Annotated in this window: 15 protein-coding genes and 2 riboswitches; of the genes, 11 read left to right on the top strand and 4 right to left on the bottom strand. The window is 72.5% G+C overall.

Features of this window, described 5'->3' with window-relative positions:
• Nucleotides 1-7: 7 nt before the first annotated feature.
• Both gcvH and gcvT read right to left on the bottom strand, forming a co-directional pair.
• On the bottom strand, nt 8-382 hold the full coding sequence (gene gcvH, locus BJ963_RS07500) for a glycine cleavage system protein GcvH (RefSeq protein ID WP_089909723.1): 375 nt from the start codon (nt 380-382) through the stop codon (nt 8-10).
• Between the two features lie 2 nt (nt 383-384).
• On the bottom strand, nt 385-1,572 hold the full coding sequence (gene gcvT / locus BJ963_RS07505) for a glycine cleavage system aminomethyltransferase GcvT (protein WP_179455647.1): 1,188 nt from the start codon (nt 1,570-1,572) through the stop codon (nt 385-387).
• A gap of 63 nt (nt 1,573-1,635) precedes the next feature.
• Nucleotides 1,636-1,741: riboswitch (glycine riboswitch) on the bottom strand.
• A 1-nt stretch (nt 1,742) separates the two neighbouring features.
• Nucleotides 1,743-1,835: riboswitch (glycine riboswitch) on the bottom strand.
• A 229-nt stretch (nt 1,836-2,064) separates the two neighbouring features.
• Between gcvT and BJ963_RS07510 the strand changes: the two genes are divergently transcribed.
• The 10 genes from BJ963_RS07510 to BJ963_RS07555 all read left to right on the top strand — a co-directional run bounded on the left by BJ963_RS07510 (nt 2,065) and on the right by BJ963_RS07555 (nt 12,394).
• On the top strand, nt 2,065-2,793 hold the full coding sequence (locus tag BJ963_RS07510) for an NUDIX hydrolase (protein ID WP_179455649.1): 729 nt from the start codon (nt 2,065-2,067) through the stop codon (nt 2,791-2,793).
• Nucleotides 2,790-4,085: a quinolinate synthase NadA gene (gene nadA, locus BJ963_RS07515; protein ID WP_179455651.1), complete on the top strand. Its 1,296-nt coding sequence runs from the start codon at nt 2,790-2,792 to the stop codon at nt 4,083-4,085. Before BJ963_RS07510 ends, nadA begins: the two co-directional genes overlap by 4 nt.
• Before the next feature lies 1 nt (nt 4,086).
• On the top strand, nt 4,087-5,715 hold the full coding sequence (gene nadB / locus BJ963_RS07520; protein WP_179455653.1) for an L-aspartate oxidase: 1,629 nt from the start codon (nt 4,087-4,089) through the stop codon (nt 5,713-5,715).
• Nucleotides 5,709-6,563: a carboxylating nicotinate-nucleotide diphosphorylase gene (gene nadC / locus BJ963_RS07525; RefSeq protein ID WP_179455655.1), complete on the top strand. Its 855-nt coding sequence runs from the start codon at nt 5,709-5,711 to the stop codon at nt 6,561-6,563. Before nadB ends, nadC begins: the two co-directional genes overlap by 7 nt.
• Nucleotides 6,560-7,702 carry an aminotransferase class V-fold PLP-dependent enzyme gene (locus BJ963_RS07530; protein WP_179455657.1) on the top strand — a complete coding sequence of 381 codons (1,143 nt, stop codon included), beginning with the start codon at nt 6,560-6,562 and terminating at the stop codon, nt 7,700-7,702. The genes nadC and BJ963_RS07530 overlap by 4 nt, the downstream gene beginning before the upstream one ends.
• A gap of 136 nt (nt 7,703-7,838) precedes the next feature.
• Entirely contained in the window at nt 7,839-9,326 is a 1,488-nt protein-coding gene (locus BJ963_RS07535) for a DHA2 family efflux MFS transporter permease subunit (protein ID WP_179455659.1), read from the top strand.
• Nucleotides 9,327-9,448: 122 nt separating this feature from the next.
• On the top strand, nt 9,449-10,018 hold the full coding sequence (locus BJ963_RS07540) for a carboxymuconolactone decarboxylase family protein (protein WP_179455661.1): 570 nt from the start codon (nt 9,449-9,451) through the stop codon (nt 10,016-10,018).
• Entirely contained in the window at nt 10,015-11,049 is a 1,035-nt protein-coding gene (locus tag BJ963_RS07545) for an ADP-ribosylglycohydrolase family protein (RefSeq protein ID WP_179455663.1), read from the top strand. Before BJ963_RS07540 ends, BJ963_RS07545 begins: the two co-directional genes overlap by 4 nt.
• Nucleotides 11,042-11,971, top strand: coding sequence for a PfkB family carbohydrate kinase (locus BJ963_RS07550; protein ID WP_179455666.1), 930 nt, complete (start codon nt 11,042-11,044; stop codon nt 11,969-11,971). Before BJ963_RS07545 ends, BJ963_RS07550 begins: the two co-directional genes overlap by 8 nt.
• A 63-nt stretch (nt 11,972-12,034) precedes the next feature.
• Nucleotides 12,035-12,394, top strand: coding sequence for a DUF488 family protein, N3 subclade (locus tag BJ963_RS07555; RefSeq protein ID WP_179455668.1), 360 nt, complete (start codon nt 12,035-12,037; stop codon nt 12,392-12,394).
• Between the two features lie 86 nt (nt 12,395-12,480).
• On the opposite strand, the gene aceB is transcribed toward BJ963_RS07555, so the two are convergent.
• Together aceB and aceA are read right to left on the bottom strand one after the other, a co-directional pair.
• Nucleotides 12,481-14,124 (bottom strand): malate synthase A, encoded by a 1,644-nt coding sequence (gene aceB, locus BJ963_RS07560; RefSeq protein WP_179455670.1) that lies wholly within the window; start codon nt 14,122-14,124, stop codon nt 12,481-12,483.
• Between the two features lie 118 nt (nt 14,125-14,242).
• On the bottom strand, nt 14,243-15,559 hold the full coding sequence (gene aceA, locus BJ963_RS07565; RefSeq protein WP_179455672.1) for an isocitrate lyase: 1,317 nt from the start codon (nt 15,557-15,559) through the stop codon (nt 14,243-14,245).
• A 125-nt stretch (nt 15,560-15,684) separates the two neighbouring features.
• On the opposite strand from aceA, the gene BJ963_RS07570 reads away from it, so the two are divergent.
• Complete coding sequence (locus BJ963_RS07570; protein WP_179455674.1) at nt 15,685-17,166, top strand: helix-turn-helix transcriptional regulator; 1,482 nt, start codon at nt 15,685-15,687, stop codon at nt 17,164-17,166.
• The last annotated feature ends 4 nt before the right edge of the window (nt 17,167-17,170 follow it).

Consider the following 17,170-nt stretch of genomic DNA (forward strand, 5'->3'; position numbering starts at 1 on the left):
GGGAACCTTACTCGCCGGTCAGGGCGGCGTACTCGTCGTAGCTCAGGAGGGTGTCGGGCAGCTCGGTGAAACGGACCTTCACGAGCCAGCCGGCGCCGAACGGGTCGGAGTTGACCAGCTCGGGGGCGTCGACCACGGCGCTGTTGGCCTCGGCGACCGTGCCGTCCACCGGGGCGAACAGTTCGCCGACGGACTTGGTCGACTCGATCTCGCCGACCACGCGGCCGGCGGTGACATCGCTTCCCTCCTCGGGCAGCTCGACGAACACGACGTCGCCCAGCTTCTCGGCGGCGTACGCGGTGATGCCGACGGTCGCGACGTCGCCGTCGACCAGGAGCCACTCGTGCTCGGGCGTGTACTTCAGGTCTCGTTCTGCGGCCATGGCTAACGCTTCTTTCTGCTGTAGAAGGGGAGGGCGGTGACGGTGAACGGCAGGCGGGTGCCCCGCACATCCACCTGGAGCAGGGTGTTCTCACGGGCGAAGCGCGGCGCGACGTACGCCATCGCGATGGGCCTCCCGAGCGTCGGGGAGAGCGCACCGGACGTGACGACGCCGACCTCGGCGTCGTCGCCGGTCACGTCGTCCTTCGCGAAGACGGGGTAACCGGCACGGGCGGCGCGCTTGCCCTCGCCGGTGAGGCCGACGAGCACGCGGGCGTCGGGATGCGGGCCCCCCTCGCTGGCCGCGCGGCCGATGAAGTCGGTGTCCTTCGCCAGGTTGACGACGCGGCCGAGCCCGGCCTGCGCCGGCATCGTGTCGAGGCCGAGCTCGTGGCCGTACAGCGGCATCCCGGCTTCGAGGCGGAGGGTGTCGCGGCTGGCGAGACCCGCGGGGACGAGCCCCTGCTCGGTGCCGGCCTCGACGAGCGCGTCCCACAGCGCCCGGGCGTTGTCGGGGGCGACGTAGAGCTCGAAGCCGTCCTCGCCGGTGTACCCGGTGCGCGCGATGAGCACGGGATGCGTCTCGAACTCCGCCGGGAGCGACCAGTAGTACTTGAGGGCCGAGAGGCGCTCGCCGAAGTCGGAGCCGCCGATGGCTCCGGCGTCCGCCGACAGCCCCGGGGTGGCGAGCAGGACGGAGAGCGCGGCGGGCCCCTGAACCGCGATCAGCGCGATGTCGTCGGACTCGTCGAAGACCTCGACGTCGAAGGGGGCGGTGCGGTCGCGCAGCTCGGCGGCCACCGCATCCCGGTTCGAGGCGTTCGCGACCACCATGTAGCGGTCGTCGCCGGTGCGGTAGACGACGAGGTCGTCGACGATGCCGCCGGAGCGCGACAGCAGGAGGCTGTACTTGGCCTGGTCGACGGCGAGCGCCGAGAGTCTGCCGGCCAGCGCGTAGTCGAGGGCCTGACCGGCCTCGGGGCCGATGAGCACGATCTCGCCCATGTGCGAGAGGTCGAAGAGACCGGCCGCGGTGCGCACCGCGTGGTGCTCGGCGAGGTCGGAGGAGTACCGGACGGGCATCTGCCAGCCGGCGAAGTCCGTGAAGGAGGCGCCCGCGGCGACGTGGGCGTCGTGAAGCGGGGAGGTGCGCTCGGCGTCCGTACCGTTTGGCGTGCTCTGCGAGGTCATGAGTTCTCCGATCGCCGGCCGTCGGCCGGGGGCTGCGGAAGCGTCGCCGCTCCCGGGAAGAACTCCCCCTCTGTCATCCGGCCTGAGAGTTTCACCTCGCTTCCCGGACGGGATGCGCGGCTTTCACCGTGGGCGAGGGCGGCGGGCGCCGTCCTGCTTTTCAGAGTGGCCAGTCCGATGCGGTACGCGTACCTGAGAGATTGTCGGGGAGGATTGCTCCTTCGGTGCCGCGCTCGTGCGCGCGACTCTCCCGCATCGACCTCGTTGGCCCGGTATTCGGTTGTCCGGCCAGCATATCCGCTCCCGCCGTCCCGTGCGCACGCGTCTTCGCTCCTCGCGCCATTCGTCACGAATGGGCGCCATTCGTGACGAATGGCGCCCATTCGTGACGAATCAGCGGCGGTGTTCGGGGGCGTTCGCGTTTTGGTCGCAGTGACACTAAGATGGAGAAGCGTTAGAGTCACACTGACCTTTAGGTGACGGGAGTGGAGCATGACGGCACGGCACGAACGCGCGAGTGCGATCCTCGCCGTGTCGACGGTCATCTTCGCCCTGCGCACCGACGACGAGACGGGCGGCGTCCCCCAGGTGTGGCTGCCGCTCGTGCGCCGCATCCGTGAGCCGTTCGAGGGACGCTGGGCGCTGCCCGGCGGGCCGCTTTGGGTCGGCGAGGACCTCGCCTTCGCCGCCGCCCGGACGCTCAGCGACACGACGGGCCTGACGCCGAGCTACCTGGAGCAGCTCTACGCCTTCGGCGATGCCGACCGCTCCCCCGGCGCCGAGCGCGTGGTCTCCGTCGTCTATTGGGCGCTCGTCCGGAGCGAGGAGGCCGAGCGCGCGAGCGTCGGCGACAACGTGCGCTGGTTCCCCGCAGACGACCTCCCCGAGCTCGCGTTCGACCACAACGTGATCGTCGAGTACGCGCTCTGGCGCCTGCGCACGAAGATGGAGTACTCCCGCATCGCCCACGCCTTCCTCGGCGAGCGCTTCACGCTGGCCCAGCTGAGGGGCGTGCACGAGGCCGTGCTCGGCAGGGCGCTCGATCCCGCCAACTTCCGCCGCACGATCGAGGCCTCCGGCACGGTCGTCGCCACGGACGAGTACCTCACCGGAACCCCGCACCGCCCGCCGCGGCTGTACCGCTACAACGACCAGATCGACCTCGCCGACGCGGGGCCGCTCCCCCGCCAGCAGCACCCGTTCGAAGGAAGAAACGCATGACCATCGCTTCGGTCGACACCACCATCCGGCTCATCGCCGCCGGACAGCTCGACGGCGACACCTGCACCCCCGACCTGGTGGAGGCGCCGTGGACGTTCGACGCCGCCGCCCCCTCCTACGGCCCCGGCGCGTCGCTCGGCGACCCCATCCCGGCGAACGCCCCCCGCCAGGGCGAGCTGCCCGAGGAGTACCGCACCGCGACCGCGCAGGAGCTCGGCGACCGCATCCGCGCCGCGAAGGAGACCCTCGGCGACCGTGTCGCGGTGATGGGCCACTTCTACCAGCGCGACGAGGTTGTGCAGTACGCGGACTTCGTCGGCGACTCCTTCCAGCTCGCCAACGCCGCGAAGGCCCGCCCGGAGGCCGAGACGATCGTCTTCTGCGGCGTCCACTTCATGGCGGAGACGGCGGACATCGTGTCGCGGCCGGAGCAGCGCGTCATCCTCCCGAACCTGGCCGCCGGCTGCTCGATGGCCGACATGGCCGACCTCGACTCGGTCGAGGAGTGCTGGGAGCAGCTCGAGGAGCTGTACGGCACCGAGCCGGACGCCGACGGCCGCGTGCCGGTCATCCCGGTCACCTACATGAACTCGTCGGCCGCGCTGAAGGCGTTCTGCGGCGAGCACGGCGGGATCGTCTGCACCTCCTCCAACGCCGCGACCGTGCTGGAGTGGGCGTTCGAGCGCGGGCAGCGCGTCCTGTTCTTCCCCGACCAGCACCTGGGCCGCAACACGGCGAAGGCCATGGGCGTCCCCGTCGAGCGGATGCCGCTGTGGAACCCGCGCAAGGCGTGGGGCGGGACGGACGCGCAGACGCTCCAGGACGCCCAGGTCATCCTGTGGCACGGCTTCTGCTCGGTGCACAAGCGCTTCACCGTCGGCCAGATCGACCACGCGCGCGCCGAGTTCCCCGGCGTCCGCGTGATCGTGCACCCCGAGTGCCCGATGGACGTGGTGGATGCGGCAGACGAGTACGGTTCCACCGACTACATCGTCAAGGCGATCCAGGCGGCGCCCGCGGGCTCGACCTTCGCGATCGGCACCGAGATCAACCTGGTGCAGCGGCTGGCCGCCCAGTTCCCGCAGCACACCATCTTCTGTCTCGACGCCGTCGTCTGCCCCTGCTCGACGATGTACCGCATCCACCCCGGCTACCTCGCCTGGGTGCTCGAGGGGCTCGTCCGCGGCGAGGTCGTCAACCAGGTCAGCGTGCCCGCGTCGGTCGCGGAGCCGGCCCGGGTGGCGCTCGAGCGGATGCTGGCCGCCCGGCCCGACACCACGATGGCGGCCTGACATGAGCAGCGTGGTGGTGGTCGGGAGCGGCATCGCCGGGCTCACCGCGGCGCTGCGCGCGCACACGCTCGGCCACGACGTCACGGTCGTCACCAAGGCGTCCGTCGCCTCCGGAAGCACCCCGTACGCCCAGGGCGGGATCGCCGCGGCACTCTTCCCCGACGACTCGGTCGACGCGCACATCGCCGACACCCTCCGCGCCGGAGCCGGGCTCGCCGTCCGGGAGGCCGTGGAGGCGCTCTGCACCGACGGGCCGGACCGCGTCCGCGAGCTGATCGCCCGCGGCGCTGCGTTCGACCGGGACGGCCACACGCTCGCGCGCGGGCTCGAGGCGGCGCACTCGTCGGCCCGGGTGCTGCACGCCGGCGGGGATGCGACGGGGGCCGAGCTGGAGCGCGCGCTGGTCGCCGCGGTGACGGCGGCGCGCATCCCGGTCGTCGAAGGGGCGTTCCTCCGCGACGTCATCGTCGAGGGCGGCCGGGCGGCCGGGGTGTCGCTGACCGTCGAGGGCGAGGCGCTGACCATCGAGGCCGACGCGGTGGTGCTGGCCACGGGAGGCTGGGGCCGGCTCTACGCGCACACCACCAATCCGTCGGTCGCCACCGGGGACGGCGTGGCCGCGGCCTGGCGGGCGGGAGCCCTGCTCGCCGACCTGGAGTTCACCCAGTTCCATCCGACCGCGCTGCAGGGCGGTGCGGACGACGGCGCGGCGGACGACGGCGCGGCGGACGACGGCGCGGGCGCGTTCCTGGTCTCGGAGGCCGTGCGCGGAGAGGGCGCCGTGCTGCGGAACGCCGCGGGCGAGCGCTTCATGCTCGACGTGCATCCCGACGCCGAGCTCGCGCCGCGCGACGTCGTCGCCCGCGGCATCGCGGTCGAGATGGCCGCGCAGGGCGGCCGCCCGGTGCTGCTCGACGCGACGGCGCTGGGCGCGGAGTTCCTCGCCGCGCGGTTCCCGACGATCGACGCCGCCTCGCGCGCCGCCGGCCACGACTGGGCGCGCCGCCCCATCCCGGTCACTCCCGCCGCGCACTACGCGATGGGCGGCGTCGTGACGGACGCGGAGGGGCGCACCAGCGTCCGCGGGCTGTTCGCCGTCGGCGAGGTGGCCTGCACCGGCGCCCACGGCGGCAACCGGCTGGCGTCCAACTCCCTGCTCGACGGCCTCGTGTTCGCCCACCGCGCCGCCGGCGCGATCGACGCCCCCTGGGCCGAGCCTCCGGCGTGGACGGAGGAGGCGGTTCGTGTGGAGGCGGATGCCTCCGGGTCCGCCGTTCGGTCGAGTTCGGTCTCCACCGGCATCGTGCGTCCCGCACGCGCCTTCGACCGCGGCCGGCTGCGCGCGCTGATGTGGGAGGCCGCCGGCGTCCACCGCGACGGCTCCCGTCTCGCCGAGGCCGCCGACGAGCTCGCCGCCACCGCGATGCCCGCCATCGACGCGACCCCGTCCTCCGGAGAGGATGCCAACCTCCTCACCCTCGCCCGCCTCGTCGTCGCCGCGGCGCTCGCCCGCGAGGAGTCGCGCGGGGCGCACTTCCGCTCCGACTTCCCGCTCCCGGGCTCCGGAGAGCCCGCCCACACCGTCCTGCTCCCCCAGCCGACCCGTCTCGAGGTTCCCGCAGCATGCTGACCCGCCCGCTCATCCACACCGTCGTCCAGGCCGCCCTCGTCGAGGATGCGCCGTGGGGAGACGTGACCAGCCAGCTGCTCATCCCCGAGACGGCCCGGGCGACGGCGCGCCTGGTGGCGCGCGAGCCGGGCACCTTCGCGGGCGGCGAGGTGTTCGCGGCCGCGATGACGCTGACCGATCCGGCGATCGCCGTGACTGTGCACATCCCCGACGGCGCGACGTTCGCGACCGGCGACGCCATCGCGACGGTCGAGGGACCGGCCCGCTCGGTGCTGCAGGCCGAGCGCGTCGCCCTCAACTTCGTGCAGCGGATGAGCGGCATCGCCACGCAGACCGCCGCCTTCGTCGCCGAGGTCGCCGGCACCTCCGCCCGCATCGTGGACACGCGGAAGACCACGCCGGGCCTGCGCGCCTTCGAGCGGCACGCGGTCCGTGCGGGCGGCGGCCACAACCACCGCTACTCGCTGTCGGACGCCGTCATGGCGAAGGACAACCACCTCGCGGTGCTGACCGCCGAGAGCGGCCTCTCGGTGACGCAGGCGCTGCTCCGCGTGCGCGAGCAGCTGTCGCACACCACCCACCTGGAGGTCGAGGTGGACCGCATCGACCAGATCGAGCCGGTGCTCGCGGCCGGCGTCGACACGATCATGCTCGACAACTTCACCGTCGACGAGCTGCGGGAGGGCGTCGCCCTGATCGCCGGCCGCGCCATCGTGGAGGCGAGCGGCACCGTGAGCCTGGCGACGGTCCGCGCCATCGCGGAGACGGGCGTCGACGTGATCTCGTCCGGCGCGCTGACCCACAGCGTCCGGTCGCTCGACCTCGGACTGGACGTGGTGGTGGAGTGATCTACCTCGACGCGGCCGCCACCTCCCCGGTCCGCCGGGAGGTGCTGGAGGCGATGTGGCCCTACCTGACGGGCGACTTCGGCAACCCGTCGAGCCACCACGCCGTGGGCGAGTCCGCCGCGCGCGGCCTGGCCGACGCCCGCGCGGCCGTGGCGGAGTGGCTGGGCTGCCGCCCATCCGAGGTCACCTTCACCTCGGGCGGGACGGAGGCCGACAACCTCGCCGTGAAGGGCATCGCGCTGGCGAATCCGCGCGGACGCCACCTCGTGACGACGCCGATCGAGCACGAGGCCGTTCTGGAATCGGTGGACCACCTCGTCCGGCTGCACGGCTTCGAGGCGACGATCGTCCCGGTCGGCCGGGACGGGCTCGTCGACCCGGCGGCCTTCGCCGCGGCGCTCCGGCCCGACACCACCCTCGCGAGCGTGATGCTCGCCAACAACGAGGTCGGGACCGTGCAGCCGATCGCCGCGCTCAGCGCCATCGCGCACGAGCACGGCATCCCGTTCCACAGCGACGCCGTGCAGGCGGCGGGATGGCTGCCGCTCGACGTGCGGACGCTGGGAGTGGATGCGCTGAGCGTCTCCGGCCACAAGCTCGGGGCGCCGAAGGGCGTCGGCGCGCTGTACGTGAAGGGGCGCATCCCGCTGGAGCCGGTGATCCACGGCGGCGGCCAGGAGCGCGGGCGCCGGTCGGGGACGGAGAACGTGGCCGGTGCGGTGGCGCTGGCGACGGCCGCGCGGCTCAGCGCCTCCGGTCTGGAGGAGCGTGCGACGGCCGCTGCTGCGGCACGCGACGCGTTCGTCGCGGCCGTGCTCGCTGAGGCGCCGGGCGCATCCCTGACCGGGCATCCCACGTCGCGGCTCCCCGGCACGGCATCGTTCGTCTTCCCCGGCATCAACGGGGAGGCGGTGCTGCTGGAACTCGAACGGCGCGGTGTCGTGTCGTCCAGCGGATCGGCGTGCGCCGCGGGCAGCGAGGACGCCTCCCACGTGCTGCTGGCGCTGGGCTACCCGGAGGACGTCGCCCGGACGGCCGTACGGTTCTCGTGGGGGCCGGAGGTGACGGCGGAGCAGCTCGCCGCCGTGGCGCCGGCGGTCGGCGAGGCGGTGCGAGCCGTGGCGGGGCTCGGCGGATAGGCGCGGCCGGACGGCGTCGGACGCGATTTATTCCCCCGTTCTGCGGTCAGCGAACTCATCCACAGTTCAGGTCGCGGACACCCCGAGCGTCGGTGGTCACCGATAGGTTGTACCGGTGACTGAGAGGACCTCACCTGTGCCTTCGGTCGATGCCGGCGCCATCGGGCAGCCGGCCACGCCCGCTGCCGCGCCGCGCATCGCCCCGCGCGACCAGCGCGTGATCTGGCTGCTGCTCGCGGCCACGTTCGTCGTGATCCTCAACGAGACGATCATGACCGTCGCCATCCCCAAGCTGATGGACGACCTGCACGTCGACGCGCTCGCCGCGCAGTGGCTGTCGACGGCCTTCATGCTGACGATGGCGGTGGTCATCCCGATCACGGGCATCCTGCTGCAGCGGTACACGACGCGGCAGATGTTCATCGCCGCCATGTCGCTGTTCTCCCTCGGCACGCTGTCGGCGGCGCTCGCGCCCGGATTCCTGGTGCTCGTGGCCGCCCGCGTGGTCCAGGCGTCGGGCACGGCGATCATGATCCCGCTGCTGATGACGACGCTCATGACGCTCGTCCCTCCCGCCATGCGCGGGCGGACGATGGGCAACGTCTCGATCGTGATCTCGGTCGCCCCGGCCATCGGCCCGACCATCTCCGGCCTCATCCTGAACTTCCTGCCGTGGCGCTGGATCTTCCTGATCGTGCTGCCGATCGCCCTGATCATGCTGCTGATCGGCATGAAGTTCGTCGAGAACGTGACCGAGACCGAGAAGGTGAAGATCGACGTGCTGTCGGTCATCCTCTCGGCGCTCGGGTTCGGCGGCCTCGTCTACGGCCTCACGCTCTCGGGCGAGTCCGGCGGCGCGTCCGCGAGCCCGGTCATGCTGTGGGGGTCGCTCATCGTCGGCGTGCTGGGTCTGGCCGCGTTCATCACGCGCCAGCTGCTCCTGCAGCGCCGGGATCGGGCCCTGCTCGACCTGCGCACGTTCCGGTTCCCGATCTTCACGATCTCGATCGTGCTGATGGCGATCACGACCGCGTCGATGTTCGGCGTCATCATCGTGCTGCCGCTGTACCTCCAGCACGTGCTGCACCTCGACACGCTCTCGACCGGTCTCATCCTGCTCCCGGGCGGGCTGATCATGGGGCTCGCGGCGCCGTTCGTCGGCCGCTTGTACGACCGGTTCGACCCGCGGGTGCTCGTCGTCCCCGGCTCGATCCTCGTGAGCCTGGTGCTGTGGTCGCTCACGATGGTGACCGAGCACACCCCGGTGGGTCTCGTCATCGCCGCCCACGTCGTCATGAGCCTCGGGCTCGCGATGATGTTCACGCCGCTGTTCACCGCCGGTCTCGGCGCCGTGCCGCCGCACCTCTACTCGCACGGCAGCGCCATCCTCGGCACCATCCAGCAGGTCGGCGGAGCCGCAGGCACGGCCCTCCTCATCGCGGTGCTGACGCTGCAGGGCACGGCCCTGGCCGCGGGCGGGGCCGGAGTGGATGCGGCGCAGGCCGGCGGCATCCGCGCGGCGTTCTTCGCAGGCGCGATCATCTCGCTGTTCGCGGTCGCCGGCTCGTTCTTCCTCCGGAAGCCCGCCGACTCCCCCTCCGAAGCCGGAGCCTTCGCCCACTGACCCCACCGTCGAGTCCGCGATCTTTGTACGCTCGCCCGGCGAGGCGCGTGCAAAGATCGCGGACTCGACGGCAGGGATCGGCGCGCGTGAGAATGAGACGGACCTCACGGGAGGAGACCGCCGTGTCCATCATCGAGAGCCCCGAACCGTCCGACGCGACCGGCGCCGTCGCCGAGCTGTACGCCGAAGACCTCGACGACCTCGGCTACGTCGCCGAGTACACCCGCGTGCTCAGCACGAACCCGGAGGCGTTCCACGCGTTCGAGGACCTCGTACACGCGATCGTGCCAACGCTTGGCAAGCGGCGGTACGAGCTCGTCACCCTCGCCGCCGCCCAGGCGCTCCGGTCGCAGCAGTGCCGCCTCGCGCACGGGCGCAAGTCGCTCACGATCATGGACGAGGACGAGCTCGAGCGCATCGCCCGCGACTACCACGACGCCGGGCTCAGCGAGGCGGAGGTCGCGATGATGGAGTACGCCGAGCGCCTCAGCACGGACTCCTCCACGATGACCCCCGACGACGCCGGGCGGTTGCGCGACCTCGGATTCACGGACCGCGAGATCGTCGACATCACCCTGGCCGCCGCGGCGCGCAACTACTTCAGCCGCGCCATCCAGGCGCTGGGCGTCGGCGTCGAGGTCCCGCCCGACTTGAGCGAGCGGCTGCGCGGGGCGCTCCTGGCGCCGCTGTGAGAGACACCGCGCGCGCCCGGGCCCTGAGCGCGTTCCAGGGCCTGGCGCTCGGCGACGCCCTCGGCATGCCCACCCAGTCGATGTCGCGCGAGCGGATCGCCGCCGACCACGGCGCCCTCCGCGGGTTCGTCGCAGCCGGCCCGCACCAGCAGATCGCGGCCGGGATGCCGGCGGCTTCCATCACCGACGACACCGAGCAGGCCGTGCTGCTCGCGCGCCTCCTCATCGACGGCGGCGGCACCGTCCGTCCCGCCGTCTTCGCCGGCGAGCTGCTCGCGTGGGAGCGCGCCATGGAGTCGCGCGGCTCGCTCGACCTGCTCGGCCCGAGCACCCGCGCCGCCCTGCAGCGCCTGCAGGACGGCATGCCGCCGGAAGAGGCCGGCCGGTTCGGGGCGACCAACGGCGCCGCCATGCGCATCGCGCCGGTCGGCATCGCCGTGCCCGTCGAGCCGCTCGGCGGCTTCGTCGATGCGGTCGTGTCCGTCAGCGCCCTCACCCACAACACCGGCATCGGCATCGCCAGCGCCGCGGCGGTCGGCGCCGCGGTGAGCGCCGGCATCGACGGCGCCGACACCCCGGAGGCGCTGGATGTGGCGGTCGCCGCCGCACGCGAGGGCGCCAGGCGCGGCCACTGGGTGACCGGGGGCGACATCGCCGCGCGACTGGAGTGGGCCATCCCCTTCCTCCTGGGCCTGCCGCCGCGAGAGCAGGACGACGCCATCGCCGACGTCGTCGGGACGTCGGTCGCCGCGCAGGAGTCCGTGGTCGCCGCCCTCGCGCTCGTCGCCGTGACCGTCGCGGGGGCGGAACCGGCGCATCCCGAGCCGGATGCCGCCTGGGACACGCTCTGCCGCGCCGCCGGGCTCGGCGGGGACACGGACACCATCGGCGCGATGGCGGGAGCCGTGCTCGGGGCCACGGGAGCGGCCACGTGGCCGCGCACGGCCGTCGAGACGGTCCGAAGGGTCAACGCGCTCGACCTGGAACCCCTGGTCGACGGACTGCTGGAGCTGCGGAGGCGACATGGCTGACGGACGCCTCATCTTCACCGGGACGGTCGTCGTCGACCTCCTCCTGACGGTGGATGCGCTGCCGGAGCGCGGCGGCGACGTCCTGGCCTCCTCGGCGGGCATGGCGGCCGGCGGCGGTTTCAACGTCATGGCCGCCGCCGCCCGCGACGGCGCGGACGTCGTGTTCGCGGGCCGTTCCGGGAGCGGACCCTTCGGCGAGGTCGTCGCCGAGGCGCTCTGGCGCGAAGGCATCTCGGTCGCGAACCCGCCGCTCGACGGCGTCGACAACGGCTACTGCGTCGTCCTCGTCGACAGTGCGGCGGAACGCACGCTCGTCACCGCCCCCGGCGCCGAGGGGATGCTGAGCCGCGCCGACCTGGATGCCGTCCAGCCCCGCGCTGCGGACGTCGTGTACGTCTCCGGCTACAGCCTCGCGCATCCCGGATCCGGACCGGCCGTCGCGGGCTGGCTGACGGCGCTCGGCCCGGAGACGCGCGTCGTCTTCGACCCGTCCCCGCTGGTCGGAGCGCTCAACCCGGAGCTCCTGGAGACGACACTGCGCCGCACCGACGTGCTGAGCGCCAACGCCCGCGAGGCGCGCCTCCTGCGCACGCACGCGCATCCCGCCCCGGCCGCCGGGTCGCTCCGCGGCTCGTTGCGGGAGGGCGGGGTCGCCGTCGTCCGCGACGGCTCCTCCGGATGCTGGGTCGCCACCGACGACCCCGCGCCCGCGCACCTGCCGGCCTTCCCCGTCGACGCCGTCGACACCACGGGTGCGGGCGACGCGTTCGGGGGCGTCCTCGCGGCGGCTCTGGCCCGCGGCGCCACACCGCTCGACGCCGCACGGCGGGCGAACGCGGCGGCCGCGATCGCGGTCACGCGACGCGGCCCGGCGACGGCGCCGACGGCCGCCGAGACCGACGCGCTGCTGGCCACCGGCTGAGCTGCGCGCGACACTGGCCCCAGAACGACCGCACTCGGACACTCCGGCCGAAGGAGGCATCCCGTGTTCACGGTGAAACGCATCTACGATCCGCCCGCGGCCGACGACGGCTTCCGGGTGCTCGTCGACCGGCTCTGGCCGCGCGGCGTGAGTAAAGCCCGCGCCGACATCGACGAGTGGCTCAAGGAGGTCGCCCCGTCGACAGAGCTGCGCCGCTGGTTCCACCAGAGTCCGGCGGATAAAGCGGAGGTGTTCGACGAGTTCCGCCACCGGTACGAGACGGAGCTGGACGGCAATCCGGCGGTAGATGCGCTGCGTGAGCTCGGCCGGACGCATCCGACGGTGACGCTACTCGTCGGCGCACGCGACCCCGAACTCAACCACGCCACCGTGCTCCGGCAGTACCTCGAACACCATCCCTGACCTCCCACCCCCGTCGAGTCCGCAGACTGTGCACGCGACACGCGGCGGATGTGTGCACAGTTCGCGGACTCGACGGATTCGAGGCGTCATCCGGCGAGGGGGAGCTCCTGCGAGGACGCGTCGGGTGTGTCGACCAGGTAGCGCGCGTACGCCGGGATGGTGAGGAAGGTCGGGAACTCCTCCCCCAGCGCCACCTCGCGCAGCAGCTCCGCCGCGTCCGCGAACCGATCGCCCGCGGGGGCAACGGCACTCAAGCGAGCGAGCTCCTCCTCCAGGATGCGCGCGACGGCCTCGCGGTCCACGGCCGTCCCCTCGGCGGTGACGACCCGGTTGTCGATCCACTGCCGCAGCAGCGAGCGCGAGATCTCGGCCGTCGCGGCATCCTCCATCAGGCCGTCGATCGCGACCGCGCCCGTCCCGCGCAGCCAGGCCTCGATGTAGCGGAGCGCGACGGACACGTTCGAGCGCACCCCGGCGTCCGTCACGGTCGCGTCCGCGCCGCGCACGTCCAGCAGATCGTCCGCGCTCACCTGCACGTCGTCCCGCAGGCGGTCCACCTGGTTCGGCCGGTCCCCGAGCACGGCGTCGAACTCGGCGAGCGCGGTCGGGATGAGGTCGGGATGCGCGACCCAGGTGCCGTCGAAGCCGTCGCCGGCCTCGCGCCGCTTGTCGTCGGCGACCCGGGCCAGCGCCCGCTCGGTCGCCTCCGCATCCCGGCGGTTGGGGATGAAGGCGCTCATCCCTCCGATCGCATGCGCCCCGCGCCGATGGCAGGTGGCGACCAGCAGCTCCGTGTATGCGCGCATGAACGGGACGGTCATCGTGATGCGGTCGCGGTCGCCGAACGCGAACCGCCGGCCGCGGCCCTGGAACGTCTTGATCATCGAGAAGATGTAGTCCCAGCGGCCGGCGTTGAGGCCGGCGCAGTGATCGCGCAGCTCGAACAGGATCTCCTCCATCTCGAACGCCGCCGGGATGGTCTCGATCAGGACCGTGGCCCGGATGGTGCCGACCGGCATCCCGATGCGCTGCTGCGCGAAGACGAAGATGTCGTTCCAGAGCCGAGCTTCGTGGTGCGACTCCAGCTTGGGCAGGTAGAAGTACGGTCCGCGGCCGTTCGCGACCAGCTCCGCGGCGTTGTGCCAGAAGTACAGGCCGAAGTCGGTGAGGGAGGCGCTGGCCGGCGCCGTGCGCCCGGCCCGGTCGGTGAACGCGAGGTGCTTCTCGACCAGGTGCCAGCCGCGGGGGCGCATCACGATCGTCGGCGTGTGCTCGAACGGGGTCGTGACCCGGTACTCCTTGCCCTCCGTGCTGGTGAAGGCGAGGCGGCCGCGCACCGCGTCGTGCAGCGTCCTCTGGCCGCCGACGATGTTCGCCCAGGTCGGGCTGGTGGCGTCCTCCAGGTCGGCGAGCCACACACGGGCTCCCGAGTTGAGGGCGTTGATCGCCATCTTCGGGTCTGTCGGGCCGGTGATCTCGACCCGGCGGTCCTCCAGCCCGGGCCCGGCTCCGGCCACCCGCCAGGTGCGGTCGTCGCGGATCGCCTCCGTCGTGCTCAGGAAACGCGGGTCGCGGCCGTTGCCGGCCTCGGCGCGGTGGCGCTGACGCTCGGCCAGCAGCTCCTGCCGCCGGGCGGCGAACGCCTGGTGCAGGTGGTCGACGAAGGCGATGGCCTCCGGCGTCAGGATGGTGTCGGTCGCGTCGTCGCGCGGCCCGGTGATCTCGATCATGTCTTTCTTCCTTGTCGTCGTGGTGTCGTGCGCCGCCCGCAGCTCCTGAGTTTTTCCGCTCCGCCACGGCGTGTCGGGCGAAAAACTCAGGAGCGGATGGTGGGGCGCGCGGGAGGGGTCAGAACTGGTGCTCCTCGGTGGAGCCGGTGAGGGCGAGCGTCGCGCTGTCGGGGTTGAGCGCGGTCGCGACCCGGTCGAAGTAGCCGGTGCCGACCTCCCGCTGGTGGCGGGTGGCGGTGTAGCCGTCGCTCTCCGAGGCGAATTCCGCCTCCTGCAGATCGACGTAGGCACTCATGTGGCGCCGCCCGTAGTCGCGGGCGAGCGTGAACATGGAGTGGTTCAGGGCGTGGAAGCCGGCCAGCGTGATGAACTGGAAGGCGTATCCCATCGCAGCGAGCTCCCGCTGGAACCGCGCGATCGTCTCGTCGTCGAGGTGGCGGCGCCAGTTGAACGACGGCGAGCAGTTGTAGGCGAGGCGCTTGTCCGGGTACTCCGCGTGCACCGCCTCGGCGAAGCGCCGGGCGAGCTCCAGGTCCGGCTCGGCCGACTCCACCCACAGCAGGTCGGCATAGGGCGCGTACGCCAGCCCGCGGGCGATGACCGGCGCGATGCCGTTCTCGACCTCGTAGAACCCCTCGGCCGTGCGCGTCCCGGTCAGGAAGCGGGCGTCGCGCTCGTCGTGGTCGCTGGTGAGCAGCGTCGCGGCGAGGGCGTCGGTGCGGGCGATCACGATGGTGGGCACGCCTGCGACGTCGGCCGCCAGCCGGGCCGCGTTGAGGGTGCGGATGTGCTGGCCGGTCGGCACGAGCACCTTGCCGCCCATGTGCCCGCACTTCTTCTCGCTGGCCAGCTGGTCCTCCCAGTGCACGCCGGCCGCACCCGCCTGGATCATCGCGTGCATCAGCTCGTAGGCGTTGAGCGGGCCGCCGAAGCCCGCCTCGGCGTCGGCGACGATGGGCGCCATCCAGTCGGCCACCGGCCCGTCGGTGCCCTCGACCTGGCCGGCGCGCAAGAGAGCGTTGTTGATGCGGCGGACCACGGCGGGGACGGAGTTGGCCGGGTACAGGCTCTGGTCGGGGTACGTCTGGCCCGCGAGGTTAGCGTCGGCGGCGACCTGCCAGCCGGACAGGTAGATCGCCTCGAGTCCGGCGCGGACCTGCTGAACGGCCTGGTTCCCGGTGAGGGCTCCGAGCGCGGCGACCCAGCGCGGGTCGTCCGCGCTGCTCTCGCGACGGATCAGCTCCCAGAGGCGCTCGGCGCCGCGGCGCGCGAGGGTCTGCTCCTCGCGGACCGGTCCGCGCAGGCTGACGACGTCGTCGGCCGTGTAGTCGCGGCGGATGCCCGACCAGCGCGGGTCGGCATCCCACTCCAGCTGCAGCTCGGCGGCGGTCTGGGTCGTGTCGCCGGGGCGGGGCTCTGTCGTCCGGTTTTCCATGTCTGGACCTCCATCGGTCGGATCGGATGACTCGATCCTTCGCCCGCCGCGCACCGCCCGACCCGGATCGGTCGACAGAAATTCACAGGTTCTTCTGTTTGCCAGAACTTCGCGCGACTGTCAGCATGGCCACTATGACCGTCATCGACGACGTGCACGACGACCAGCCCGCAGCCGACGCGCTCACCCTCGGGCGGCGCATCCGCGCGTTCCGGCAGCGGCGCGGGATGACGCTGGAGGCACTCGCCTCCGCCGTCGACCGCGCGCCGTCGCAGGTGTCGACCATCGAGAACGGCAACCGCGAACCGCGGCTCGCGCTGCTCCGCGCGATCGCCGACGCGCTCGGCGTGACCGTCGACGACCTGCTCGCCCCGGAGCCCCCGGACGAGCGCTCGGCCCTCGAGATCGCCGTCGAGCGGGCGCAGCGCGGACCGGTGTTCGCCTCCCTCGGGATCGATCCCGTGCGCGTCGGCAAGACCGTGCCCGACGCGACGCTGCAGGCGATCCTGGCCCTTCACCAGGAGGTGGAGCGGCTGCATCGCGAGCGCGCCGCGACCCCGGAGGAGGCGCGCCGGGCCAACGCGGAGCTGCGGGCGACGATGCGGGCGCGCGACAACCACTTCCCCGAGCTGGAGGCGATCGCCGCCGACCTGCTGGCCGCCGTCGGGCACGCCGGCGGCCCCGTGTCGCACCAGACGGTGACCGACATGGCCGACCACCTCGGCTACGAGCTGCACTACGTCGGCGACCTGCCGCACTCCACCCGCTCGGTCACCGACCGGCGGAACGGGCGGATCTACCTTCCGACCGAGCAGTCGGCCTCCCGCGACTCGCGCTCCCCCATCCTGCAGGCGTTCGCCTCGCACGTGCTCGACCACGACGAGCCGAGAAACTACGCCGATTTTCTGCGTCAGCGGATCGAGACCAACTATCTGACGGCCGCGCTGCTGCTGCCCGAGAAGGATGCGGTGGCCTTCCTGACCGAGGCCAAGAACTTCCGGCGCATCTCGATGGAGGACCTCCGCGACGCGTTCGCGGTGTCGTACGAGACCGCGGCGCACCGGTTCACCAACCTCGCCACCGCACGCCTCGGCATCCCCGTGCACTTCATGAAGGTGCACGAGTCGGGCACCATCATCAAGGCGTACGAGAACGACGCCGTGTCCTTCCCGTCGGATGCGCTCGGCGCGGTCGAGGGGACGCCGGTGTGCCGCAGCTGGACCGCGCGCACGGTGTTCGACGTCGCCGACCGGTTCAGCCCGTACTACCAGTACACGGACACCCCGAGCGGCACTTTCTGGTGCACCTCCCGCGTCGAGAAGGCCAAGGAGGGCGACTACTCGGTCAGCGTCGGCGTGCCGTTCGCGCACGTGAAGTGGTTCCGCGGCCGTGAGACGACGCACCGCGCCGTGTCACGCTGCCCGGACGAGTCGTGCTGCCGCCGGCCGCCCGAAGCTCTCGCCGAGCGCTGGGAGGGGATGGCCTGGCCGGCCGCGCGAACTCCCACGTCCCTGCTCGCCGCGCTCCCGACCGGGACCTTCCCGGGCGTCGACGCCACCGAGGTGTACGCCTTCCTCGACCGCCACGCCCCCGCTCCCCGCCCCTAGCCCC

The sequence above is a fragment of the Leifsonia soli genome (assembly GCF_013408745.1).
Lineage (GTDB): Bacteria > Actinomycetota > Actinomycetes > Actinomycetales > Microbacteriaceae > Leifsonia > Leifsonia soli.